Source organism: uncultured Citricoccus sp. (genome assembly GCF_937871995.1).
Lineage (GTDB): Bacteria > Actinomycetota > Actinomycetes > Actinomycetales > Micrococcaceae > Citricoccus.
The window spans coordinates 1-23,322 of sequence record NZ_CALMQR010000092.1; the positions used below are offsets into that span (position 1 = coordinate 1).

A 23,322-nucleotide genomic window follows, 5' to 3' on the forward strand; every position below is an offset into this window, starting at 1 on the left:
CCTGATGCCTTTAAGGGCGGCCCTGATCATATACACCGAGATGTTCCGCCGGATGAGTGTCCACAGCTGGCGAGCCGGCGCCGCCCGCTGGGGCGGCGGGACAACCGCCGCCGGGACCGGCACCTGGACGGACGTGGTCCTGCCCGCGTAGGCGTCACGGGCGGATGCCCGTGCGTTGCGGTCCACCCAGGTCTCGTCCTCCAGGGCCGCGAACGCCGACGGGTAGTCGTCCACGCCGAAGAAGGGCAGCACCTCTGCCGGCGGTCCGAAGAACGCGACGCGCCCGCCCCGGGCCAGGACGAGCACGCGATCACACTCGTCCAGGGCCAGGACGCTGTGGGTGACCACCAGCACCACTCGGTCGCAGTCGGCCAGCGACCGCAGGCTCTCCATGACCTGCCTGTCCAGGCCGGGATCCAGTCCGGACGTGGGCTCGTCCAGGAACAGCAGTCGCGGTGCCGTGAGCAGCTCCAGGGCGATCGAGGTGCGTTTGCGCTGGCCCCCCGAGAGGGAATCGATCCTCTGGTCTGCCTGACCCGTCAGGTCGACCTCGGCGAGGACCTCATCGACCCGTTGGTCCCGCTCTGCCGAGCGCATGCCGGGAGGCAGGCGCAGCCGGGCGGCGAACTGGAGCGCCCTGCGGACGGTGAGCTGGCGGTGGAGGATATCCTCCTGCGGCACCAGTCCCACCAGGAACCGGAGCTGGGCGTACTCGGTGTAGAGGTCCCGCCCGTTCCAGGTGACCTGTCCGCGCGTCGCCGGCTGCAGCCCGGTGAGGGCGCCCAGCAGCGTCGACTTTCCCGCACCGGACGGGCCGATGACGCCCACGAGGGTGCCGGAGGGGACGGTGATCGAGACATCGTCCAGCAGCTGTACGCCGGACTTCGTGGTGACCTTCAGGTTCCGGGCGCTGAAGACGGGAGGTCCAGACGGCGGTGTGACCACATCCTCTTCATTCCACATCACCATGGTCGAACCAACTCCGATTGAGGCACCCTTGCTCGGCAGGCCCTCGCCGTGGACACGTCCGGCCTTGAGGGAGGTGCCGCTGAAGCTACCAGCGCTGCACAGGACGGCGCCATGGCCGCCCGCCGCGAGGGTCGCGGGACGGCGCAAAGCAAGTGGAAGACGAGTGGAGGACCATCAGATCGTCGCGCATCACGGCGGACGAGTGCGGTCCCCGCGCCGGACACGGGCCGGACACGAGGCGGGCCCTCCGGCCGGGGGCGGAGGGCCCCGGCCGTCTCACGGCCCGGTGCGGAACTCCAGGTGGGCGCTGACCGGCGCCAGCCGTCGGCGCATCACCTCGATCGCCTCGGGGTTCTGGTCCACCAGCACGAATCGGCGCCCGAGTTCCGCCGCCGCGGCCCCCAGCGTCCCGGAGCCGGCGAAGAAGTCCAGCACCCAGTCATCGCGCCGGGACGAGGCGGCGACCATCCGGCGCAGCAGGCCCAGGGGCTTCTGCGTCGGATAACCGGTCTTCTCCCTGCCGGTGGGGGAGACGATGGTGTGCCACCACACGTCGGTGGGCAGCTTGCCCCGCGCGGCCTTCTCCGCGGTGACCAGGCCCGGTGCCATGTACGGTTCCCGGTCCACCTCGGCGGAGTCGAACCAGTACCCGTCGGGGTCCTTGACGTAGACCAGGATCGTGTCGTGCTTGGACGGCCAGCGGCGCTTGGAGCGGCCGCCGTAGTCGTAGGCCCAGATGATCTCGTTCAGGAAGCACTCCCGGCCGAAGATCGCGTCCAGCATGACCTTGGCGTAGTGCACCTCGCGGTAGTCCAGGTGCAGGTACAGCGTCCCGTCCTCGGCCAGCAGCCGCCAGGCCTCGCGCAACCGCGGCTCGAGGAACTCCCAGTAGTCGGCGAAGGCGTCGTCATAGGAGGCCAGCGCCCCCTTGATGGTCCGGTACCCGCGGCCACCGAAGCCGATCCGGTCCGCCTCCTCCTCGGGGGCGCGCACGGTGGTCAGCTGCTGCCGTCGCTGGGTCCGTCCGGTGTTGAACGGCGGGTCGAGGTACACCACGGTGAAGGCCCCGCCCGGCAGCGACGGCAGGAACTCCAGGTTCTCCGCCGCCACCACGAGGTCGGGGCCCTCGGGGTCGAAATGCGTCACGTCAGGGCGTCATCCGCGACCGGTGCCTCAGCGGTCCTCGGGCTGCGCACCGGACTGGCCGGCCTCGCCCCCGGCGACCACGTTGCCGTTGCGCCGGCGCGTGCGGGTCCGGCTGCGGCCGCGGCTGCGGGCCGCGCGCTGCTCACCGCCCTCGGCACCGGCCCCTGCCGCCGCGCCGTCACGACGCCGGCCCTCGGCCTCCGTGCCCTGCTCGTCCTCGCGCGGCGCACGCTCGGTGCGCTCACCCCGTCCGGCGCGCTCACCCCGTCCGGCGCGCTCGCCGCGTCCGCCCCGCTCGGCGTCGCGGCCACCGGAGCGTCCACGCCCCCGGCCGCCGTCGGCCCCGTCCCGTCCGCCGCGTCCACGGCCGCCCTCACGGCCGCCACGGGGTGCGCCCGGGCCGCCGAGGTCCTCGAGCTGCTCCGCGTCCAGTCCTGCCTTGGTGCGCTGCGACCGGGGCAGCCGGCCCTTGGTGCCCTTCGGGATGCCGAGGTCCGCGAAGAGGTGCTTCGAGGAGGAGTAGGTCTCCGGCGGTTCCGGGACGTCGAGCCCCAGGGCCTTGTTGATCAGGGTCCACCGGGGCATGTCCTCCCAGTCCACCAGGGTCACGGCGGTGCCCTTGTTGCCGGCGCGGCCGGTGCGGCCGACCCGGTGCAGGTAGGTCTTCTCGTCCTCGGGGCACTGGAAGTTGATCACGTGGGTGACGTCGTCCACGTCGATGCCGCGGGCGGCGACGTCCGTGGCGACGAGCACGTCGATCTTGTCCCCGCGGAAGGCGCGCAGGGCCTGCTCGCGGGCGCCCTGGCCGAGGTCGCCGTGGATGGACCCGGCGGCGAAGCCACGCTTCTCCAGTTCGTCGGAGAGCCTGGCCGCCGTGCGCTTGGTGCGGGTGAAGATGATGGTCTTGCCGCGGCCCTCCGCCTGGAGGGACCGGGCCACCAGCTCGTCCTTGTCCATGTGGTGGGCGCGGTAGACCAGCTGGCGGATGTCCTTCTTGGTGATGCCCTCGTCCTCGGGGTCCGCGGCGCGGATATGGGTCGGCTGGGTCATGTACCGGCGGGCCATGGCGACCACGGGGCCGGGCATGGTCGCGGAGAACAGCATGGTCTGGCGGACCTCGGGCACCGCGGACAGCAGGGTCTCGACGTCCGGCAGGAAGCCCAGGTCCAGCATCTCGTCGGCCTCGTCGAGGACGACGATCTTCACCAGCTTCAGGTTCAGGTGCCGCTGGCGCATCAGGTCGATCAGGCGGCCGGGGGTGCCGACGACGACCTCCACGCCGCGCTGCAGCTCCTCGATCTGCGGCTCGTAGGCCCGGCCGCCGTAGATGGTGGCGATGCGCACGGACCGCTTCGAGGCGGCGGCGGTGATGTCCGCGGCCACCTGGTTGGCGAGCTCGCGGGTGGGGGCGACCACGAGGGCCTGCGGGGCACCGGGGGCAGCCAGCCTGTCGAAGCCCTCCTCGTCCGGGCCGATGACACGCTGCAGCAGCGGCAGGCCGAAACCGAGGGTCTTGCCGGTACCGGTCTTGGCCTGGCCGATGATGTCGTGCCCGCCCAGGGCGACCGGCAGGGTCATGGCCTGGATGGGGAAGGGATGGGTGATGCCCTTCTCGGCGAGGGCCTCGACCATGTCGGCGCGCACGTTGAAGTCGGCGAAGGACTTCTCGGGCTGCGGCGCGTTGGGCTCGGTGATGTCGATGGAGTCCTCGACGTCGATGGTCTCCAGGGAGGCCGTGGCCAGGTCCTCGGTGTCGATGTCGTTGTCGGCGGCGATCTTGTGTTCAGGGGTCATGGGGGAGTTCGGTCCCGTCGTTCAGGCACGTCGGCCCGGTGCGATGGCACTGTCTGCGAGTGCACTCCGGCGGCTCGCCCACACGTGGGGGCGGCGCGGATCGGCCGGACGCCGTGCGTCCTTGTGGTGGAGCCGATCGCTGGGAGTTGCCGGGACGTCCTCCGCGAGGGGGAGTCCCGGGACCCGGGCTGGGCCACACCGCTGACGGGGCGGGGCCGCGTGCCGGATCCGGTAAGTCAGATCACGAGGGTGAACACAGATGAACAGTGCGACCGGTCATCCTTGGTGGGGATCAGTCTACCGGTCCGGGCGCGTCCTGGTGTGCGCCGTCCCCGGCCGGGGCCTGGCCGGCCACCCGGAACAACACCGTCCGGGTGGCCATGTCCGCGCGCACCAGGACCACCCGGATGCGGCTGCCGGCCTCGGCGAAGCCCTCGTAGCGGGCCAGCACGGGCGGGTGCTCCACCTGGACCTCGCCCCACGGCAGCCGTCCCTGCGCACGGGCCCTCTCCTCCTGCTCGGGGCCCGGTCCGGAGACCACCACGGCGGTGAACTCCTGCCCCTCAAGGCCATGCAGCGAGGCCGCCTCCACCAGTTCCAGGGCGGCGTTGGAGGTCCGGGAGGCCAGCAGGTTGGACTCCCTCATGGCCTCGGGCAGGGCCGGCAGGATGGCGCGGATCGCCTCCGGGACCCGCTCGCCGTGCCGCAGGGCCAGGCAGGTCACCAGGACGAAGCGGTCCACGAGGCGGCGCAGCGGGGCCGTGGCGTGGGCGTAGGGCGCCGCGATGGCGGACTGCACGGCGATCTCGGGAGCGTCACCGTCGAAGGCGGTGTATCCGGCGCCGCGGAACAGGGAGGTGGCGGCGTGCATGATGGCCAGTTGCTGCGGGTCCCTGATGTCCAGCCCGCGCAGGTACTCGCCGTAGGACTGCCGATCGGACCACGGGTGGCCCAGGGCGCGGGTGCGTGCCCGGAACCGGTCGATGGAATCCGCGTCCGCCGGCGGCATGGTGCGCAGGAGGCCGATCCCGCCCTCCAGCATGATCCGCGCGGCGGCCATCCCGGTGAGCAGGGACACCTGAGCGTTCCAGTCCTCGACCTCCAGCGGGGGAGCGGTCAGCACCTCGTAACCGTGATCGGTGACCGTGATCTCCTGCTCGGGAAGTCTCAGGCTGGCCCCGCCCCGCACCGCCTCCTGACGGGTACGCAGGATCCCGACCTGCTTCAGCAGGGCCAGGGACGTGGCGGTCTCGTCGTCGGCGCTGCCCGGGCCGGCATCGATCCTGGCCTGGGCCCGCTCATAGGTGAGCTGCTCGCGGCTGCGCACGGTGGCCCGTTCCAGGGCGGTGTCCACCACGGCGCCGTCGGCGTCCAGGGCGAAGGTCCACAGGTACGCCCCGCGGTCCACTCGCGGCAGCAGCGAACCGGCGTCCTCGCTGATCACCTCCGGGTGGAGGGGCACGCGTCCGTCCGGGAGGTAGATCGTCTGGCCGCGCCGCAGGGTCTCGGCGTCCAGGGCACCACCCGGGGCGATGAACGCCGGGACGTCCGCGATGGCGTAGTGCACGGTGAACCCGTCCGGATGTCCCTCGGCCCCGCGCTCGATGTACAGGGCCTGGTCGAGATCGGTGGACCCGGGCGGATCGATGGTCACCAGCGGCAGGTCCGTCCGGTCGTTCCCCGGCAGCGACCGCACGACGGCGGCGGCGGCCCGCTCGGCCTCGTCCAGCACCTCGGGCGAGAACGCGGTGGGCAGGTCGAACTCCTCGCGCAGGGCGGCCAGGCTGCGCGCCAGTTCGGTCTGCGCGGCGGAGCGGGCGAGGTCCAGATGGTAGTAGGCCACGGATCACACCCTACCGGCGGGTCGGGGCATTCCGGCGGGCCCTCGTGGCCTGCAGGTCGTTGACCGATCGCGGGGGTGGACGGCACGGTGGGGTGCATGACTGGCAAGGGAATCCTCACCACCGCCGAACTCGACGACGCCCTGTCCGGGCTGCCGGACTGGCGGCGCCGGAACACCGGGATCTACACCGCCTACCGATGCGCGGACAGCGCCGCCGCGGTGGACCTGATGGGCCGCATCGCCGCCGTGTGCCAGGAGCTCGACCACCACCCGGACCTGGACTGGCGGTACGACCACCTGTTCATCGACTCGTCCAGCCATGACGCCGGCGGTGCCGTGACCAAGCGGGACGTGCGGCTGGCCCGGAGGATCTCCGAACTGGCCGCCGACGCCGGGGCCACGCCGGTGCCGGCCGAGAACCGTACCTACGACCTCGCCCTGGACACCCGAGACCCGTCAGCGCTGGAGGACTTCTGGACCACGGCCCTGGGGTACCGGAGGAACGAGCGGACCGGAGACCTGCGGGATCCCTGGGGGCGCGGGCCGGGGCTCTGGTTCCAGCGGACCGACACCCCGGACCCCCGCCCGATGCACGTGGACGTCAACGGCCCGCGGGACGGCTGGGACCCGGTGCGCGCCGCACTCACCGAACGCTCACGAGACCAGCGCGAGGACGCCACCTTCGCCCCGCGCTGGTGGATCTACACCGACGCGGACGGCAACCGGGTGTGCCTGTGCAGCGGCGAGGACGACACCGGCGACGACGCCGACGGCTAGGTCAGGCGCTCGGGGCTGCGACGAAGCCCACGGGGCGGGCGGCCTCGGTGCCGATCTCCACGTAGCCGATGATGCCGGCGGGGATCATGACCAGGCGGCCCTTGGTGTCCTTCAGCCGCAGCATGCCGCCGTCGGAGATGGCGTCGGAGACCAGGCGGGCGACGTCCTCGTTGCTGGCGTCCGATTCGATGACGACTTCGCGGGCCACGTTCTGCACGCCGATGCGGATCTCCATGGCGGTCTCCTTCAGTAGGTCACGGGCCGTCCAGGGGGGACGGCCGGGCTGCTCTTACGTCGCCAGACTAGGCGAAAACCGGCGCTCGACGGGCGGATGCGCCGTTTCTTCGGCTGGCGGCGTAACGTGCCGCCGGCCGGTCAGCCCTCCTTGGGGAACCGGCTGATGCCACGCCAGGCCAGCCGGAAGGCGAGGTCCGCGGCGCTCTCCAGGTCCGGGCGTCCCTCCTGGCCGGCCTGCCCGGCCCAGTGGCGGGACGCGGACTGCGCGAGACCGGCCAGGCCGTGGCCCAGCAGCAGCGCCTCCTCCCGCGATAGCCGGGTGTCCGCGGCGATGATCTCGGCGATGTCCGTGGCGAAGCGGTGGTCCATCTCCTCGACCCGGCCGGCGACCTCGGGGTCGTTGTTCAGCCCGGAGTCGAAGATCAGGCGGTAGGCACGGTCCGGCCGGTCCACGAACTGGAAGCAGGCCCTGATGGTGGCCAGGACCCGCTCCTTGTTGTCCGTGGTCGACCCCAGCGCGTCGGAGAGGGCGCCCTGCAGGAGCGTCAGCTGGGTGTCCATCAGGTCCAGGAAGAGCTCGTGCTTGCCGGGGAAGTGCTGGTAGAGCACCGGCTTGGAGACGGCGGCCGCCACGGCGATGTCGTCCATGGAGGTGTCGTGGTAGCCGTGCTCCACGAAGACCTGCTGCGCGGCCTCCAGGAGCTGGCGCCGCCGCTCCTCGCGGGGCAGCCGGGACTGGCGCATGGGGCTGGAGGTCACGGTGAGGCCTTTCTGCACGGGTACGCCCGGTCAGGACGGTGTCGAGGAGTCTACCGGCCGGTAGGACGGTGGGGGAACGCCGGTCGTCGGGGCCGGTCAGGCGATCCGGGGCGAGGCGGCGAGGGCGTCCGGCAGGGCGTCCTCGCGCGGGTCGCCGACCGGGCAGGACCCCGGGGCGCCGTTCGCAGCGGAGGGCGAGACGTCCAGGCCGAAGAGGACGTTCAGTGCGTTCTCGTACTCGTCGAGGCGACCCTCGGCGGCGAGTTCCTTGGCGCGGACGGTCGGCTCGTGGAGCATCTGCCGGACCATGCGACGCAGGGCGAACTCGACCTCCTCGGCGGCCGCGGTGCACCCGTGCCGGCTGCGCACCCGTTGCATCTCGGAGTCCAGCACCCGCTGCGTGTGCCGGCGCAGGGCCACGATGGCCTCATTGGCGCTGCGGGACTTGCGCTCCTGCAGGAAACCGTCCACTGCGCCGTCCACGAGCTGCGCGGCGGCGGTCAGGGCGGCCTGTTGTCCCTCCGGCGCGGCCATCTTCACCGATTCCAGGGTGATGAGGTCCACGCCGGGCAGGTCGGCGATGGCGGGGTCGAAGTCATGGGTCAGGGCCAGGTCCAGGACGGTCAACCGGGCGGTGACACCCTCGCGCAGGCGCCGCAGGGTCTCGGCCTCGAGCCGCCGGTCACCACCGGAGCAGCCGATGATCACGTCGGCCTCCGCGATGGCCCCGTGGATCTTCTCGCCCCCCAGGGCCAGGGCCCAGCCACCACGGTCGGCGACGAAGGCCTCCGCGCGGCCCGAGGACGAGTGCACGCCCACGTTGGCGGCGCCGCGATCGGCCAGCTGGGCCAGCGTGGTCCCCGCGTAGGCCCCGGTGCCGATCAGCAGGATGTTGGCGTCCTGCCAGAAACGCTGGGCGCCGACCACCGAGGTGCCGGCCCGCATGCTGGTGGCCAGGTCCAGGGCCACGGAGACGATCGAGCGGCCCGCCGTGCCCAGGGCGGTGTGCGTGCCCACGTCCTTGGCGGTGCGGGTGGCGGACTCGAAGAGCTTGGTCAGGGTCCCGGTGGCGGTGCCGGATTCCCGGGCGGTGCCGAGCGCGCGCCGGACCTGGCCGGCGATCTCGCGCTCTCCCACGACGGCCGACTTCAGCCCGGCGCCGACCTCGAACAGGTGCCGGACCGCCGCGTCACCGGCGAGGGTCCGGAACGAGGAGGCGACGGCGTCCGTGGACAGGCCCGATCCCCGGGCGATGGCCTCGACGAGCTCCTGGCGGGCCTGGTCCACGGATCCCTCGTCCGGGGCCTCGGCATAGATCTCCACCCGGTTGCAGGTGGCCAGCACGACCGCCCCCTGGGCGGTCGAGGTGGGGATGGCTGAGGCGACCTCGTCGGTGCCGTTGCTCAGCTGCGCCACCGTGTCGAGGTCAAGGTCGGTGTGCGAGGCAACCAGGGAAAACAAAGTCACAATGCGAGCGATTCTACCGCCTGTAGAGCATGGGGGGCCACCGGACCTGCCGGTCAGCGGAAACACGGGCGGGTTCGATGGAAGAATGGGCGCCATGCCTTCCTCCACCGCCCTGCCCGCCGACCACCCGCTGATCACCACGGACCCCGCCCGCTCGACGGCGTCGTCACCGCTGATCACCGCCTACCGCGGCGGTACCCCGTCCCGGAAGCCGGTGTGGTTCATGCGCCAGGCAGGGCGTTCCCTGCCGGAGTACCGTGCCCTGCGTGAGGGCACCGACATGCTGGAGTCCTGCCTGAGGCCCGCGATGGCCTCGGAGATCACGCTGCAGCCCGTGCGCCGGCATGACGTGGACGCCGCCATCTTCTTCTCCGACATCGTCATCCCGCTGAAGCTGGCCGGCGTCGACGTCGACATCGTGCCCGGCACCGGTCCCGTCCTGGGCGCCGCCGTGCGCACCGCCGAGGACGTCGCGGCCCTGCCCGAGCTGACGGACGAGGCCCTGGAACCCATCCGCGAGGCCGTGCGGCTGACCGTGGCCGAACTCGGCTCCACCCCCCTGATCGGCTTCGCCGGGGCGCCGTTCACCGTGGCCGCCTACATGGTCGAGGGCCGCCCCTCGCGCGACCACCTGGGCCCGCGGACCATGATGCACGCCGACCCGGAGACCTGGAACGCGCTGGCCGCATGGGCCGCGGACGCCTCGGGCCGGTTCCTGCGCGCCCAGATCGAGGCCGGGGCCTCGGCCGGCCAGCTCTTCGACTCCTGGGCCGGGTCGCTCTCCCTGTCCGACTACCTGGAGTACGTCCAGCCCCATTCCGCCCGGGCCCTGTCCCACGTCCAGGACCTGTCCGGTGAGACCGGGGTGCCCCTCGTGCACTTCGGCACCGGCACGGGGGAGATCCTGCCCGCCATGCGCGACGCCGGCGCCTCCGTGGTGGGCGTCGACTACCGGCTCCCCCTGGACGAGGCCCATCGCCGCCTGCAGGCCAGCCCGGGAGCGGACGGCCGCGGCGCGGTGCCCCTGCAGGGCAACATCGACCCCGCACTGCTCTCCGCTCCCTGGGAGGTGCTCGAGGCACACGTCCGCGAGGTCGTCGAGACCGGCCGGGTCGCCCCCGGGCACGTCGTGAACCTCGGCCACGGCGTGCCGCCGACCACGGACCCCGAGGTCCTGACCCGGGTCGTCGGGCTCATCCACTCGCTGCAGCCGTGAGGTCCGGCACCGAGGCGCACGACGGCCACCGCGGTCCTAGACGGGCCGTCGTCGTCGGCGGCGGGATCTCCGGGTTGCTGTCCGCCTGGGAGCTGGCCCGTTCCGGGCACGAGGTGACCCTGCTGGAGGCCACGGCCACCCTCGGGGGCTGCGTCGCGCCCGTCCGCGCCCCGTTGCCGGACGGCACGGAACTGGTCCTCGACGCCGGCGCCGAGTCGTTCGCGGTCCGCACCCCCGCCGTGCGCGGACTGATCGAGGAGCTCGGGCTCTCCGACGCCGTCGTGAGCCCGAACCCCGTGGGCTCGTGGATGTACCTGCCGGGCCCGGCCGGAGGCGGCGGGCGGGCCGTCCGCTCGCCGCGCGTCGGGATCCTGGGCATCCCCGGGGACCTCGACGCCCCCGAGGTCGCCGAGGCCCTGGGGGCCGACGCGCTGGAACGGGCGCGCCGGGACCTCGCCCTGCCGGTGGGGCGCTGGGAGCGGGCCCTGCGCGACGGCGGCCCGGTCACCGTCGGGGCGGTGGTGCGGGACCGGATGGGCGAGGGCGTGCTGCAGGTCCTCGTGGCGCCGGTCGTCGCCGGAGTGCACTCGGCAGACCCGGACACCCTCGACCTGCGGACCGTCGCCCCGGGCCTGCTGGAGGCGCTCGTGGCCGAGGGGTCGCTGGCCCGGGCGGTGGCCGCCCGGCGCGCCGCCGCCCCGCCCGGTGCCCTCGTGGCCTCCCTGCGCGGGGGGATGAACACCCTGACCGCGGCCCTGGCCCAGGCCCTGCGGGACGCCGGGGTCTCGGTCCGGACCGGGGTCCGCGCGACCGGGCTGGACCGTGCCGCGGACGGGTGGACCGTCTCGGCGCGCACGCAGGACGGCACGCACGAGACCCTGTCCGCCGGCCGCGTCGTCCTCGCCACCGACGGGCCGGCCGCCTGGGACCTGCTCGCCCCCGTGGCCGGCGGTGCCCTGACCGAGGCGGACCGCCCGGCCGAGGGGGCCGGGGTCGCCCTGGTGACCCTGGTGGCCGACGCCGCCGGGCTCGACGCCGCCCCGCGGGGGACCGGCCTGCTGGTCTCCCCGCAGGTGCCGGCCGACGTCGTGGGTGCCAAGGCGATGACCCACGTGACCGCCAAGTGGGACTGGGTCCGGACGGCACCGCACCGGCACGTGCTGCGCCTGTCCTACGGTCGCGTCACGGACGCCCCGGACGCCTCCACCCCGGGATACGGCACCGGCGACCGGGAGCTGCTGGCCCGGGCCGTGACCGACGCGACCACGCTGACCGGCGTGGACCTGGCCGGCGCGGTGGTGCACTCCTTCGTCGTGCGCTGGCGATCCGCCCTGCCCGCGGCGACCACCGCCCACCGGGCGGCGGTGCGCAGCGTCCGGGACTGGCTGGACGGGCAGGACGGCCTGGACGCCGTCGGCGCCTGGCTGGCAGGGACCGGACTGGCCGCCGTCGTGGGGGACGTCCGGCGCCGGATCGGTGCGGGCCAGACCTGAGGGGTAGGCTGGACACGCCGTTCTACCGGCTGTAGAAGCCGGTGCGCGGCAACGACCACGGCAGCGCGGTGCACCGCACGTGCCCGACGCCACACGGTGACAACACAGGAGTTGTGACGATGACCGAGAACCAGGCAGCAGCGGACCCCGAGGCCGGGAGCGCCGAGCACGTCGAGTGGTTCACCACCTACACCGTCTTCGCCCGGAACGGGTCCGGCCAGGGCGGGGCACACACCGAGGCCGAGCGCCAGCGGGCGGTGAAGCAGTTCGACGCCGCGGTCGCCGGGCTCGCCGAGCGCGGCGTGACGGTCCGGGGCACCTACGACGTCTCCGGCATGCGCGCCGACGCGGACGTCATGGTGTGGATGTACGGTCACGTCCCCGAGGACCTGCAGGCGGCCATCAGGACCCTGCGCCGGACCGAGCTGCTGGCCGGGACGCAGATCGTGCTGTCCGCGATGGGCTCGGACCGGATGGCCGAGTTCAACAAGGACCACGTGCCCGCGTTCGCCATGGGCCGCGAGCCGCTGAAGTGGCTGTGCTTCTACCCCTTCGTCCGCTCCTACGACTGGTACACCCTGGAGCCGGCCGAGCGCGGCCGGATGCTGAAGGACCACGGGCTGCTGGGCCGGGACTTCCCCATGGTCTGGGCCAACACCACGAGCGCCTTCGCCCTGAACGACTGGGAGTGGCTGCTCGGGCTCGAGGCGCCGAGGCTGAACCACCTGGTGGACATGATGCGCCACCTGCGCAACAACGAGACCCGTCACTACGTGCGCGAGGAGGTCCCGTTCTACACCGGACGCCTGATCTCCTCAGCCGAGATCGCAGAGGTGCTGGCCTGATGAGCGAGAACACCACCGGAACCGCCGGGCAGTCCTTCGACCCGCGCACCGGGTACGACGAGAACGGGGTCATGGCGCCCAAGGCCTACGACGCCGTGCTGCTGGCCTCCTTCGGCGGGCCCGAGAGCCAGGACGACGTGATCCCCTTCCTGCGCAACGTCACCCGGGGCCGGGGCATCCCGGACGAGCGGCTCGAGGAGGTGGCCACCCACTACCGGGCCAACGGCGGGGTCAGCCCCATCAACGCGCAGAACCGCGAGCTGAAGGCCGCGATCGAGGCGGAGCTGGCCGCCCGCGGCATCGACCTGCCGGTCTACTGGGGCAACCGCAACTGGGACCCCTACGTCCCCGAGACGCTGGAGCGCATCTACGCCGACGGCCACCGCCGGCTGCTGACCGTGGCCACCTCGGCCTACTCCTGCTACTCCTCCTGCCGCCAGTACCGCGAGGACCTGGGGATGGCCCTGCGCTCCACCGGCCTGGAGGGCAAGCTCGAGGCCGACAAGGTCCGCCAGTACTTCAACCACCCCGGCTTCGTGGAGCCCTTCGCCGAGGGACTGCGCACCGGGCTGGCCGAGATCCGTGCCGATCTCGCCGAGGCGGGCCGGGCCGGGGGCCGGTTGCACCTGTTCTTCGCCACCCACTCCATCCCCACTGCCGACGCCGAGGCCGCCGGCCCGCGTCCGCTGGCCGCGGAGCTGCAGGAGAGGACCGGGCTGAAGCCCGGAGAGGGCAACGGCGCGGACGTCTACTCCGCCCAGCACCTGGACGTGGCCGAGGAGGTCCTCAGGCTCGTGCCGGAGGCCGAGGGCATCGACTGGTCGCTGGTCTACCAGTCCCGCTCCGGCGCCCCGCACGTCCCGTGGCTGGAACCGGACATCAACGACGCCATCGAGGAGCTGGCTGCGCGGTCCGGCGAGGACGGCACGGAGCCGCTGGCCGGCGTCGTGGTCATCCCGCTGGGCTTCGTCTCGGACCACATGGAGGTCGTCTGGGACCTGGACACCGAGGCCCGGGAGACCTGTGAGGAGCTCGGGCTGGCCTTCCGCCGGACCCCGACGCCGGGCACCCACCCCTCGTTCGTGTCCGGCCTGGTAGACATCGTCGAGGAGCGGCTGGGCACCCGCGAGGGCCGCGCCGCCGTCGGCTGCTTCGGCCCGTGGTACGACGTCTGCCGGCCCAACTGCTGCGTCAAGGTCATGCGGGACGGGACCGTGCGGCCCACCGTGGCCGCCGTCGACTCCGAGGTGGGGGTGCCGTCCGCGTGAGTGGTGCAGACACCGGCTTCACCGTCGGCACCCGCGGGTCGAACCTGGCCCGGACCCAGACCACCACGGTGGCCGAGGCGCTGGCCGTCGGGTCCGGGCTGGAGTACGAGCTGCGGATCATCCGCACCGAGGGGGACGTGACCACCGGGTCCCTGGCCTCTCTCGGTGGCACCGGTGTCTTCGCCTCCGCGCTGCGCGCCGCCGTGCTCGACGGCGACGTGCAGCTGGCCGTGCACTCGCTCAAGGACCTGCCCTCCGCCCAGCCCGCCGGGCTGCGGATCGCCGCCGTTCCGCCGCGCGTGGACGTCCGTGACGCCCTGTGCGCCCGGGACGGGCTGACACTGGCCGAGCTGCCCGAGGGGGCCACGGTGGGCACCGGCTCCCCGCGCCGGGTGGCCCAGCTGCTGGCCGTCCGCCCCGACCTGAGGGTCGTGGACATCCGCGGCAACGTCCAGACGCGACTGGCCCGGGTGCCGGGACTGGAACAGCACGACGACCATGCACCCGCCGCGGCCGGTTCCCCCCGGGGCGACCTGGACGCGGTGATCCTGGCCTGCGCCGGCCTGGACCGGATCGGGATGCAGTGGGCGATCACCGAGCGGCTCGCGCCGACCGTGATGCTGCCGGCGCCCGGCCAGGGTGCCCTGGCGGTGGAGTGCCGGCCGGAGACCGCCGATGCCGGTGACGCCCTGGCCCAGGCGCTGGCCGGGTACGACGACCCCGTCACGCGGTTGCAGGTCACCGCCGAGCGCGGGTTGCTCGAACGCCTCGAGGCTGGCTGTGCCGCACCCATCGGCGCCCTGGCCCGCGTGGAGAAGGACCCGGCCCGGTTGGTGCTGGACGCCGTGGTGGCCGCCACCGACGGCAGCCGGGTGCTGCGCAAGCACGCCTCCGTGGAGCTGCCCGCCGTGCGGATCCGGTTCGAGGACGGGGCACCGGACGAGGAAACCCTCGCGGCGGCCCGGGCCCTGGGCATCGAGGTGGCCGAGGCGCTGCTGGCCGACGGCGCGGACCTGCTCCCGGCCGACCGCTGACACGGATGCCGGGACGGTGCTCGTGACCGGACGGGTCGTCATGACGCGCCAGCCCGCCCAGGCCGGGGACGTGGAGGCCGGGCTGCGCGAGGCCGGGTGGACGGTCCGGTTCCTGCCGCTGACCGACTTCGAACTGCCGGCCGACCTCACGGACCTGCACGCGGCCGTGGACCGGCTGCGTGCCGGGGGCTACGCCTGGCTGGTCGCGACCAGTCCCAACACCGTGCGCTCGCTGGTCCGGGCCGGTTGGGACGGATCCGTGCCGGCGGGCACGCGGGTGGCCGTGACCGGACCGGGGACGGCCCGCGTGCTGGCCGGGGCCGGATGCCCCGCGACCCCCTGGATGCCCGACGGCGACGCGTCCGCCGCGGGGATCATCGCCGGGTTCCCGGCCGCACCGGGGGCGGCCTCCGCCCGCGGGGCCGGGGGCTCCCGGGAGACGGCGCGGGTGTTCCTGCCCCAGTCGGCCCTGGCCACGGACGAGGTGGCCACGGCGCTCCGGTCCCGCGGCTGGGACGTGCAGCGGGTGGAGGCCTACCGTACGGTGCCGTACCCGGCGGCGCCGGAGCGCCGCCTGCTGGCCGGGACGGGACGCGCCCCCGCGGCGGACGGTCCGGGGGGAGCGGTGGTGGGCCTGCCGGACCTGTCCGGCGCCGTCGTCGTGCTGACCAGCCCGAGCGCCGTCCGGGAACTGTCCCGCCACCCGGACGGACCAGGACCCGCCGGTGTCCGGTTCGTGGCCATCGGCCAGCCCACCCGGCGGGCCGCCGAGAGGGCCGGGATCGAGCTGATCGGCACCGCCGCCACCCCGGACGCCGCCGGGCTGCTGGCGGTGCTCGGCCGTCAGCCGGCCCCGCGCTCACCCTGACCCAGGACCCCCGCCCACGGAACCTCCGCCCGGTCCGGGGTCCGCGGACCGGTCCCGTCAGCCGGTGACCCGCGGCGCCGGGCCGTCACCTGCGGCCGGCCCGCCGTTTCAGGGCGACCTGCATGTGACCGCCCTCGGTGCGGTGCTCGAGGTAGGGCTGTTCGGCCACCAGGGTGCTGAGCTTCTGGTGGCCGAAGTCGCGCGGGTCGAAGTCCACGTGGGCGCGGCTCAGGTGCTGGCCGACCCGGCTCAGTCCGGCCCAGCCGTCGTCGTTGCTCGTGGCGTTGACCGCCTTGACCAGCGCGCTCTCCAGGTTGATCCGCGGCGCCTCGGCCTCGCCGGCGCCGTTCGTCTCCTCGGTCCCGGGGGCCTCACCGGTGCCGGTCGTCTCTCCGGTCCCGCGGATCCCGCCGTCCGGCGCCGCCGCCGCGGGGACACCCGATACCGCGGGCACATCGGCCACGGAGCCGGTGCCGGCCGCCGCCTGGGCCCTGCGGCTCCGGCTCCGGCCGGTCGAACCGCCGGTCGAGGGTTCGGCGGCACCGGTGGACTCACCGTCACCGAGCAGCTCGAGGTAGATGAACTGGTCCACGGCATTGCGCAGCGACGCCGGGGTCTTGCGCTCACCCAGGCCGATCACGCGCTTGCCGGACTCGCGCAACCGGGTGGCCAACCGGGTGAAGTCCGAGTCGGAGGACACCAGCGCGAACGCCTCCACGTTGCCCATCCACAGCAGGTCCATCGCGTCGATGATCAGCGCCGAGTCCGTGGAGTTCTTTCCCGTGGTGTAGGAGAACTGCTGGACCGGCTGGACGGCCAGCCGGTTCAGCTCGTTCTTCCAGCCGCCCAGCTGGTTGGTGGTCCAGTCACCGTAGGCGCGCTTAATGGTGGGCGTTCCGTAGGTGGCCAGTTCCTCCAGGACGGCGCCGGCGTGGGTGGCGGAGACGTTGTCGCAGTCGATGAGCACGGCGATGCGGGTGGTCGCACTGGAGGAGATGGTCATGCCCCTCACCCTACTGGCCCCGGGTCCGCCGGACCCGTCCGTGGCGAGGCCTCCGGATCGGGGCGGCACGGGAGAGGAAAACCCCATGGCTCACTAGACTGGTCTGGCACCACCGTCGAGCCCAGAGGAATCCATGTCCTTCCCCACCCACCGTCCGCGCCGCCTGCGCCAGTCCGCCGCCATGCGCCGGCTGGTCGCCGAGGTCCGGATCCACCCGGCCGACCTCATCCTGCCGGTCTTCGTCCGGGAGGGTGCCACCGAGCCGATCCCGCTGCAGTCCATGCCGGGGGTCGTCCAGCACACCCAGGACTCCCTGCGCTCCGCCGCCGCCGAGGCCGCGGAGCTGGGCCTGGGGGGCATCATGCTTTTCGGCGTCCCCGAGACCCGGGACGCCACCGGTTCGGCCTCCCTCGACCCTGCCGGCGTGCTCAACGCCGGCATCCGGGCGGTCAAGCAGGAGGTCGGGGACTCCCTCGTGGTGATGTCGGACCTGTGCCTGGACGAATTCACCGACCACGGCCACTGCGGCGTGCTCACCGCGGACGGCGTGGTGGACAATGACGCGACCCTGGAGATCTACGGCCGGATGGGCGTGGCCCAGGCCGAGGCCGGGGCCGACATGGTCGGCCCCTCCGGCATGATGGACGGCCAGGTGGTCGTCATCCGCCAGGCCCTGGACGACGCCGGCCACCAGGACACCGCGATCCTCGCCTACGCCGCGAAGTACTCCTCGGCGTTCTACGGCCCCTTCCGTGAGGCGGTGGACTCCCAGCTGACCGGCGACCGCAAGACCTACCAGATGGATCCCGCCAACCGGCGCGAGGCCATGCTGGAGGTCTCCCTCGACCTGGACGAGGGTGCCGACCTCGTCATGGTCAAGCCGGCCATGAGCTACCTGGACATCCTGCGGGACGTGGCCGAGGTCTCCGACGTGCCGGTGTCCGCCTACCAGATCTCGGGGGAGTACGCGATGATCGAGGCCGCCGCCGCCAACGGCTGGATCAACCGCGACCAGGCGATCATCGAGTCCGTGCTGTCCATCCGGCGTGCCGGGGCGGACAGCGTGCTGACGTACTGGGCCAGCGAACTGGCCCGCTGGATCAAGGAGGGAAGGCTCTGATGTCGGAGACCACGGAGACCACGGAGACCACGGAGACCACGGAGACCACCGGGACCACCGGGCAGGCACGCGCCGGCGCCCCGTCGCCGTCCACCAACGCGGGGATCTACGAGGCGGCCCGTACCGTCATCCCCGGCGGGGTGAACTCCCCGGTCCGGGCCTTCGGCTCCGTGGGGGGCACCCCGCGGGCCATGGTGAGGGCCCAGGGTGCCTACCTGACGGACGTCGAGGGCAACGAGTACGTGGACCTGGTGTGCTCCTGGGGGCCCATGCTGCTGGGACACAACCACCCCGCCGTGGTGGACGCCGTGCACCGTGCCGTGGACGCCGGGCTGTCCTTCGGCGCCTCCACGCCGGACGAGGCGCGGCTGGCGGCCCTGATCGCGTCGCGCGTCCCCGTGGACCGGGTCCGCATGGTCTCCACCGGCACCGAGGCGACCATGACCGCCGTGCGGCTGGCACGCGGGGCCACGAACCGGAACCTCATCGTGAAGTTCGCCGGCTGCTACCACGGGCACTCGGACGGCCTGCTGGCCGCCGCCGGTTCCGGCGTTGCCACCCAGGCCCTGCCCGGATCCGCCGGCGTCACCGGGGCCCAGGCCGCCGAGACCCTGGTCCTGCCCTACAACGACCGTGCCGCCCTGGAGGAGGCCTTCGCCGCACGCGGTGACCAGATCGCCGGGATCATCACGGAGGCCGCCCCGTGCAACATGGGCGTGGTCACCCCCGCCGAGGGATTCAACCGGTTCCTGCGCGAGATCACCGAACGCCACGGTGCGCTGCTGGTCTGGGACGAGGTCCTCACTGGGTTCCGCGCCTCGGACACCGGCTACTGGGGACTGTCCGGCAAGCCGGAGGGATGGACCCCGGACCTGTGGACCTTCGGGAAGGTGATCGGGGGTGGGATGCCCACGGCCGCCGTCGCCGGCCGCGCCGAGGTCATGGACCTGCTGGCACCGCTCGGACCCGTCTACCAGGCCGGGACGCTCTCGGGGAACCCGGTGGCCATGGCCGCCGGCCTGGCCACCCTGCAGAACGCGACGGAGGACGTCTACGCGACGATCGCCCTGCGCTCGCGGCAGCTCGAGGACCTGCTCGTGGGCGCGCTCGACGAGGCGGGGGTGGACCACTCGATCCAGCGGGCGGGGACGCTGTTCTCGGTCGCCTTCGGCACGTCGGAGCGCGGTGTGCACGACTACGCCGACGCCCAGGCCCAGGACGTCCACCGGTACGCCCCGTTCTTCCACGCGATGCTCGACCACGGGGTCTACCTGCCGCCGAGCGTATTCGAGGCCTGGTTCGTCTCGGCCGCGCACGACGACGCCGCCATGGAGCGGATCGCCGCGGCCCTGCCGCACGCGGCGCGGGCCGCGGCGCAGGCCCAGCCCGCCACGGGATCCTGAGGCCGCCCCCGCGGGTGGGGCCGGCGTCGGGATCCCCGACGCCGGCCCGGTCCCGGGGATGACGAAGGGCCGGTACCCCGCGGGGTACCGGCCCTTCGTGCCTGCGGTCAGAAGGCCGGGGTGACGTCCCCGCCGGGCCAGGTCTGCTCGATGTAGGACTTGACCTCCTGGGAGTGCAGGAGCTCCTCCAGCTTCTCGATGGCGGCGGTCTTCTCACCGGCGCGCCAGGCCAGGAAGTTCGCGTACGGGTTCTCCCCGGAGATGTCCTCCACCACCAGGGCGTCGTCCAGGGTCATGCCGGCCTGGATGAAGTAGTTGCCGTTGATGATGGCCAGGTCGATCGCCGGGTCCTTCACGATCTGGACCAGGATCTCCGGCTGGTTCTCCTCGAACGTCAGCCCCTTCGGGTTCTGCTCCTCGGACAGGGTGAGGGCGGCGGAGTCGTCCTCGATGCCCGAGAGCAGCCCGGCGGACTCGAGCATCTTCAGGGCCCGCGGCTGATTGCCGGGGTCGTTGGTGATCGCGACGGTGGCGCCGTCCGGGATGGACTCGACCGAGTCGTGCTTCTCGGAGAACGCCGCGTAGGGCTCGATGTGGATGCCCTCGCCGTGCTCGAACTCGTACCCCTTCTCCTCGACCTGGGAGTCGAAGAACGGCTCGTGCATGTAGTAGTTGGCATCCGAGGAGCCCTCGTCCAGGGAGACGTTGGGCAACTGGTAGTCATCGAACTCCTGGATCTCCAGGTCGATTCCCGTGCCCTCGGTGAGGTTCTCGTCCACGTACTCCAGGATCTGGGCGTGCGGGACAGGGTTGGCGCCGACCTTCAGGACCACCGGGTTGGCCGGGTCCAGGGTGGCGTCCGCGGACGGGGAGGCGTCGCCGCCACCGGCACCGCAGCCGGCCAGCGCGCCGACCAGCAGCAGGCCACCGGCACCGAGCAGCGAACGACGGCGCAGCGGGGAGGTGTTCTTGGTCATCGGGTTTCCTTCGGATTGATGCGGGGATGGGGGAGGGAGGTCAGCGATGGTCCACGGCGCGGACGATCCGGTCGCCGACCCACTGGATGAGCTGGACGAGGATCACCATGATGACGATGGTCGCGATCATCACCGCGGTGTCGAAGCGCTGGTAGCCGTAGTTGTAGGCCAGGCGTCCCAGGCCGCCACCGCCGATCAGGCCGGCCATGGCGGAGTAGCCCACGAGCATGACGAGCGTGGTGGTGATGGAGGCGACCAGCCCGGGCATCGCCTCGGGCAGCAACACCTTGCGCACGATCTGGCCGCGGGTGGAACCCATCACCCGGGCCGCGTCCACCGTCCCGGAGGGCACCTCGCGCAGCGAGGTCTCCACCAGCCGCGCGAAGAACGGGGCCGTGCCGATCGTCAGCGAGACGCACGCGGCGATCGGGCCGATCGAGGTCCCCACGAGCCAGGCCGTGAAGGGGATGAGCGCCACCATCAGGATCGCGTACGGGATCGAGCGCGTGACGTTGATGACCGCGGACAGCAGCACGTGCAGCCAGGACACCGGCCGCAGGCCACCGGGCGCCGTGACGTGCAGGATGACGCCGAGGGCCAGGCCGATCACCAGCGTGAAGACGCCGGCGATGCCGACCATCACGAGGGTCTCGACGAGCGCCTCGGGCAGGGCCTCGGTCAGGGCGGGGTTGGCCAGGAGTTCCTGGAACCAGTTCACTGTGCACCTCCAAGGTCCTGGGCGGTGCCCTGGGCGGTCTCCACCTGGGTCCGGGTCCGCTGGGCGGCCCGGTAGCCGTTCTGCTCGAGGAAGGCCACGACGGCTTCCGTTCCGTCCGTCCGGTCGTCCGCACCGTCCGGCAGGGCCAGAAGGTGGTGGGCGAAGCGCACGCCGGCGAGGTCCTCGACCGAACCGGCGAGGACACGCACGCCGTGGCCGAAGCGGTCCTTGATGACCGCGCTGACCGGGACGTCGGCGGCCGGTCCCTGACCGAGGACCTCCACGAGGGACCCGGCGGTGTCGAGGGCGGCCTCGGGGAGTGGGAGCAGGGCGGCGGACAGCCGTGAACCCAGGTCGGACGCCACCTCGGTCAGCGCACCGCCCTCCACGATCCGGCCCCGGTCCAGCAGGGACACCGAGGTGCAGATCTTCTTGACCACGTGCATCTCGTGAGTGATGACCACCACGGTCAGCCCGAGCCGGTCGGACAGGTCGCGGATCAGCTCCAGGATGCCGTCCGTGGTCGCGGGGTCCAGTGCCGAGGTCGGCTCGTCGCAGAGCAGCACGCGGGGGTCGGAGGCCAGGGCGCGGGCGATGCCCACCCGCTGGCGCTGGCCGCCGGAGAGCTGGGAGGGATAGGAGGACTCGTAGTCCTCGAGTCCGACGAGACCCAACAGCTCGCGGGCGCGGGCGGTGCGGGCGGCCTTGTCCTGACCGGTGACCTCCAGGGGGTAGGCCACGTTGCCCAGGACCGTGCGCGAGTCCAGCAGGTTCGCGTGCTGGAACACCATGCCGATCCGGCGCCGGGCCTGCAGTAGGTCACGGTCGGCGGCGGTGGACAGGTCGGACCCGTCGATCGACACGGAACCGGAGGTGGGGCGGTCCAGCAGGGTCAGGCAGCGCACGAGCGTGGACTTGCCGGCACCGGAATGGCCGATGATGCCGTGCACGGCACCGGTGGGCACGGTGAGGTCGATCCCGTCCAGGGCCACCACCTCACGCTCACCCTGCCGGTAGACCTTGCGCAGGTCACGGATCGAGATCATGCAGTTCCTTCGGGTTGGCATCGTTGCTGTCGGCACGGTCGGCGCCCGCAACACGGGGTCGCCGTCGGTGGACGGCGACTCACCATTCAATCAAGCATGCACGCCGGGCGCAGGCGTGATGGGCCGGTTGTCCGTCTCACGGTGACATACCCGGTTCCCGGGGCGTCCAGACCACGACGACCGGGCCCAGAATGACGTTTCGTGACGACGCGGGACCGTGAAGAGGATTCTACCCGGGTGCCTCAGCGGGCGATGACCGGCCAGTCGCCGTTCACCACGGCGGCCGGGTCCTTGCGGCGCAGGTAGTCCTGGAAGCTCGCGGACTGCTCCGCCTTCCACGCCGCCTGCTGGGCGTGCAGGGTCTCCAGCGGCACCTGCAGCTGCGGGTACTTCCGGGCCAGGCAGTCCGCCACCCCGACGGCGGCCAGGGAGTCCGCCGCGGAGGTGTGCGCGTCCAGCAACTGCACCTCGTAGAGGGAGCAGACGTCCGTGAGGGTGCGCTTGCCGCGGCGGTACCGGTCCACCTGCTTGTCGATCACGTAGGGGTCGATGATCCAGCGGTTCGGCAGCGGTTCCAGCCCCCGGCGCGCCAGCTCCCGGTCCATGACGGTGAAGTCATAGCAGGCGTTGAAGGCGATGACCGGGATCCCGGCGTCGAAGAAGTCCCGCAGGGTCTCGGCGATCTCCACGATGCCGACGTCCGCCGGCAGGCCCTCGGCCCGCGCGCGCTCGGTGGTGACACCGTGCACCGCCGCGGCCTCCGGGGGGATCGGTATCCCCGGGTCCACGAGCCATTCGTAGTTCGCGGCCAGGTTGCCGTGCGGGTCCACCACCACCAGCGAAGCGGTGACCACCAGGGCGGTCTCCGGGTCCCGTCCCGTGGTCTCCAGGTCGAAGCCGACCCGGATCTGCTCGTGCCACGGCGTGGGCTGGGCTGCGGGGGCGTTGGCTGGGACGTCGCTCACCCCCTCACCGTACCGTCCGGGGCGGACGCGCAGCACCGCGGGACCGGGCGCCGTGCGGTGCGGATGGCACCATGTCACCTGTGGAGCACACCGCCGGTCCCGGCTGGCCCGAGGGACCCTACGAACTGTCCGAGGCGCTCGTGCTGGCCGCCGGGCTGGTCCCGCCCGGCCGGGCGATCAGCTACGGGGAACTGGCGCGGCTGCTGGGCGCCGGCGGGCCGCGGCAGGCCGGCCGGGCGATGTCGATGGCCCCGGACGGCACCCCCTGGTGGCGGATCGTGCGCGCGGACGGGACGCTGCCGGCGTCGCTGTCCGCCCGGGCCGCCCCGCGGTACCGCACCGAGGGAACCCCGCTGAAGGGCACCGGCGGGCCC

Annotated in this window: 22 protein-coding genes; 10 read left to right on the top strand and 12 right to left on the bottom strand. The window is 72.8% G+C overall.

Annotated elements, in window-relative coordinates; translation table 11 throughout:
* The 4 genes from Q0283_RS10975 to Q0283_RS10990 form a co-directional block, all read right to left on the bottom strand.
* On the bottom strand, positions 1-945 hold a 945-nt coding region (locus Q0283_RS10975; protein WP_298044619.1), incomplete at its 3' end, for an ABC transporter ATP-binding protein.
* A 300-nt stretch (positions 946-1,245) separates the two neighbouring features.
* On the bottom strand, positions 1,246-2,115 hold the full coding sequence (locus Q0283_RS10980; protein ID WP_298044620.1) for a site-specific DNA-methyltransferase: 870 nt from the start codon (positions 2,113-2,115) through the stop codon (positions 1,246-1,248).
* A gap of 27 nt (positions 2,116-2,142) precedes the next feature.
* Positions 2,143-3,909, bottom strand: coding sequence for a DEAD/DEAH box helicase (locus tag Q0283_RS10985; RefSeq protein WP_298044622.1), 1,767 nt, complete (start codon positions 3,907-3,909; stop codon positions 2,143-2,145).
* 292 nt (positions 3,910-4,201) lie between these two features.
* A complete protein-coding gene (locus tag Q0283_RS10990; RefSeq protein ID WP_298044624.1) occupies positions 4,202-5,752 on the bottom strand; it encodes an RNB domain-containing ribonuclease in 1,551 nt (516 codons plus the stop codon).
* 96 nt (positions 5,753-5,848) lie between these two features.
* Between Q0283_RS10990 and Q0283_RS10995 the strand changes: the two genes are divergently transcribed.
* On the top strand, positions 5,849-6,529 hold the full coding sequence (locus tag Q0283_RS10995; protein WP_298044625.1) for a 4a-hydroxytetrahydrobiopterin dehydratase: 681 nt from the start codon (positions 5,849-5,851) through the stop codon (positions 6,527-6,529).
* Position 6,530: 1 nt separating this feature from the next.
* On the opposite strand, the gene Q0283_RS11000 is transcribed toward Q0283_RS10995, so the two are convergent.
* The 3 genes from Q0283_RS11000 to Q0283_RS11010 form a co-directional block, all read right to left on the bottom strand.
* Positions 6,531-6,764, bottom strand: coding sequence for a DUF3107 domain-containing protein (locus Q0283_RS11000; RefSeq protein ID WP_029139347.1), 234 nt, complete (start codon positions 6,762-6,764; stop codon positions 6,531-6,533).
* Between the two features lie 140 nt (positions 6,765-6,904).
* A complete protein-coding gene (locus Q0283_RS11005; RefSeq protein WP_298044626.1) occupies positions 6,905-7,525 on the bottom strand; it encodes a TetR/AcrR family transcriptional regulator in 621 nt (206 codons plus the stop codon).
* 96 nt (positions 7,526-7,621) lie between these two features.
* Complete coding sequence (locus Q0283_RS11010) at positions 7,622-8,992, bottom strand: glutamyl-tRNA reductase (RefSeq protein ID WP_324590029.1); 1,371 nt, start codon at positions 8,990-8,992, stop codon at positions 7,622-7,624.
* Positions 8,993-9,077: 85 nt separating this feature from the next.
* Between Q0283_RS11010 and hemE the strand changes: the two genes are divergently transcribed.
* The 6 genes from hemE to Q0283_RS11040 all read left to right on the top strand — a co-directional run bounded on the left by hemE (position 9,078) and on the right by Q0283_RS11040 (position 15,716).
* A complete protein-coding gene (gene hemE, locus Q0283_RS11015) occupies positions 9,078-10,208 on the top strand; it encodes a uroporphyrinogen decarboxylase (RefSeq protein WP_298044629.1) in 1,131 nt (376 codons plus the stop codon).
* Positions 10,205-11,701: an NAD(P)/FAD-dependent oxidoreductase gene (locus Q0283_RS11020; protein ID WP_298044630.1), complete on the top strand. Its 1,497-nt coding sequence runs from the start codon at positions 10,205-10,207 to the stop codon at positions 11,699-11,701. Before hemE ends, Q0283_RS11020 begins: the two co-directional genes overlap by 4 nt.
* A 119-nt stretch (positions 11,702-11,820) precedes the next feature.
* Positions 11,821-12,546: a hydrogen peroxide-dependent heme synthase gene (gene hemQ / locus Q0283_RS11025; protein ID WP_298044632.1), complete on the top strand. Its 726-nt coding sequence runs from the start codon at positions 11,821-11,823 to the stop codon at positions 12,544-12,546.
* A gap of 71 nt (positions 12,547-12,617) precedes the next feature.
* A complete protein-coding gene (locus tag Q0283_RS11030; RefSeq protein ID WP_298044643.1) occupies positions 12,618-13,814 on the top strand; it encodes a ferrochelatase in 1,197 nt (398 codons plus the stop codon).
* Entirely contained in the window at positions 13,811-14,848 is a 1,038-nt protein-coding gene (gene hemC / locus Q0283_RS11035) for a hydroxymethylbilane synthase (protein WP_183526961.1), read from the top strand. The genes Q0283_RS11030 and hemC overlap by 4 nt, the downstream gene beginning before the upstream one ends.
* A 40-nt stretch (positions 14,849-14,888) precedes the next feature.
* A complete protein-coding gene (locus Q0283_RS11040) occupies positions 14,889-15,716 on the top strand; it encodes a uroporphyrinogen-III synthase (protein WP_298044633.1) in 828 nt (275 codons plus the stop codon).
* A gap of 85 nt (positions 15,717-15,801) precedes the next feature.
* Here the strand turns inward: Q0283_RS11040 and Q0283_RS11045 are convergent, their stop codons facing one another.
* A complete protein-coding gene (locus Q0283_RS11045; protein WP_183526955.1) occupies positions 15,802-16,719 on the bottom strand; it encodes an NYN domain-containing protein in 918 nt (305 codons plus the stop codon).
* Between the two features lie 133 nt (positions 16,720-16,852).
* On the opposite strand from Q0283_RS11045, the gene hemB reads away from it, so the two are divergent.
* Positions 16,853-17,839 (top strand): porphobilinogen synthase, encoded by a 987-nt coding sequence (hemB, locus tag Q0283_RS11050; protein ID WP_298044635.1) that lies wholly within the window; start codon positions 16,853-16,855, stop codon positions 17,837-17,839.
* Positions 17,839-19,242: a glutamate-1-semialdehyde 2,1-aminomutase gene (hemL, locus tag Q0283_RS11055; protein ID WP_221243368.1), complete on the top strand. Its 1,404-nt coding sequence runs from the start codon at positions 17,839-17,841 to the stop codon at positions 19,240-19,242. The genes hemB and hemL overlap by 1 nt, the downstream gene beginning before the upstream one ends.
* Before the next feature lie 107 nt (positions 19,243-19,349).
* Here hemL and Q0283_RS11060 read toward each other — a convergent pair whose 3' ends face one another.
* The 4 genes from Q0283_RS11060 to Q0283_RS11075 form a co-directional block, all read right to left on the bottom strand.
* Complete coding sequence (locus Q0283_RS11060) at positions 19,350-20,219, bottom strand: MetQ/NlpA family ABC transporter substrate-binding protein (protein WP_183526949.1); 870 nt, start codon at positions 20,217-20,219, stop codon at positions 19,350-19,352.
* Between the two features lie 40 nt (positions 20,220-20,259).
* On the bottom strand, positions 20,260-20,937 hold the full coding sequence (locus Q0283_RS11065; RefSeq protein ID WP_183526946.1) for a methionine ABC transporter permease: 678 nt from the start codon (positions 20,935-20,937) through the stop codon (positions 20,260-20,262).
* Positions 20,934-21,983: a methionine ABC transporter ATP-binding protein gene (locus Q0283_RS11070; RefSeq protein ID WP_298044639.1), complete on the bottom strand. Its 1,050-nt coding sequence runs from the start codon at positions 21,981-21,983 to the stop codon at positions 20,934-20,936. The genes Q0283_RS11065 and Q0283_RS11070 overlap by 4 nt, the downstream gene beginning before the upstream one ends.
* A gap of 242 nt (positions 21,984-22,225) precedes the next feature.
* The gene (locus tag Q0283_RS11075; RefSeq protein WP_298044640.1) at positions 22,226-22,948 is read right to left on the bottom strand and encodes a 3'-5' exonuclease; all 723 of its coding nucleotides are present in this window, start codon (positions 22,946-22,948) and stop codon (positions 22,226-22,228) included.
* 71 nt (positions 22,949-23,019) lie between these two features.
* On the opposite strand from Q0283_RS11075, the gene Q0283_RS11080 reads away from it, so the two are divergent.
* A partial coding sequence (locus tag Q0283_RS11080; RefSeq protein WP_298044641.1) for an MGMT family protein occupies positions 23,020-23,322 on the top strand: 303 nt, incomplete at its 3' end.

What these genes read in the sequence shown, in the direction of transcription:
- Q0283_RS10985 (WP_298044622.1), bottom strand. Translation starts at nt 3,909, where the DNA reads ATGACCCCTGAACACAAGATCGCCGCCGACAACGACATCGACACCGAG.
- Q0283_RS10995 (WP_298044625.1), top strand. Translation starts at nt 5,849, where the DNA reads ATGACTGGCAAGGGAATCCTCACCACCGCCGAACTCGACGACGCCCTG.
- Q0283_RS11000 (WP_029139347.1), bottom strand. Translation starts at nt 6,764, where the DNA reads ATGGAGATCCGCATCGGCGTGCAGAACGTGGCCCGCGAAGTCGTCATC.
- hemE (WP_298044629.1), top strand. Translation starts at nt 9,078, where the DNA reads ATGGGCGCCATGCCTTCCTCCACCGCCCTGCCCGCCGACCACCCGCTG.
- hemQ (WP_298044632.1), top strand. Translation starts at nt 11,821, where the DNA reads ATGACCGAGAACCAGGCAGCAGCGGACCCCGAGGCCGGGAGCGCCGAG.
- Q0283_RS11030 (WP_298044643.1), top strand. Translation starts at nt 12,618, where the DNA reads ATGGCGCCCAAGGCCTACGACGCCGTGCTGCTGGCCTCCTTCGGCGGG.
- Q0283_RS11040 (WP_298044633.1), top strand. Translation starts at nt 14,889, where the DNA reads ATGACGCGCCAGCCCGCCCAGGCCGGGGACGTGGAGGCCGGGCTGCGC.
- Q0283_RS11045 (WP_183526955.1), bottom strand. Translation starts at nt 16,719, where the DNA reads ATGACCATCTCCTCCAGTGCGACCACCCGCATCGCCGTGCTCATCGAC.
- hemB (WP_298044635.1), top strand. Translation starts at nt 16,853, where the DNA reads ATGTCCTTCCCCACCCACCGTCCGCGCCGCCTGCGCCAGTCCGCCGCC.
- hemL (WP_221243368.1), top strand. Translation starts at nt 17,839, where the DNA reads ATGTCGGAGACCACGGAGACCACGGAGACCACGGAGACCACGGAGACC.
- Q0283_RS11060 (WP_183526949.1), bottom strand. Translation starts at nt 20,219, where the DNA reads ATGACCAAGAACACCTCCCCGCTGCGCCGTCGTTCGCTGCTCGGTGCC.
- Q0283_RS11070 (WP_298044639.1), bottom strand. Translation starts at nt 21,983, where the DNA reads ATGATCTCGATCCGTGACCTGCGCAAGGTCTACCGGCAGGGTGAGCGT.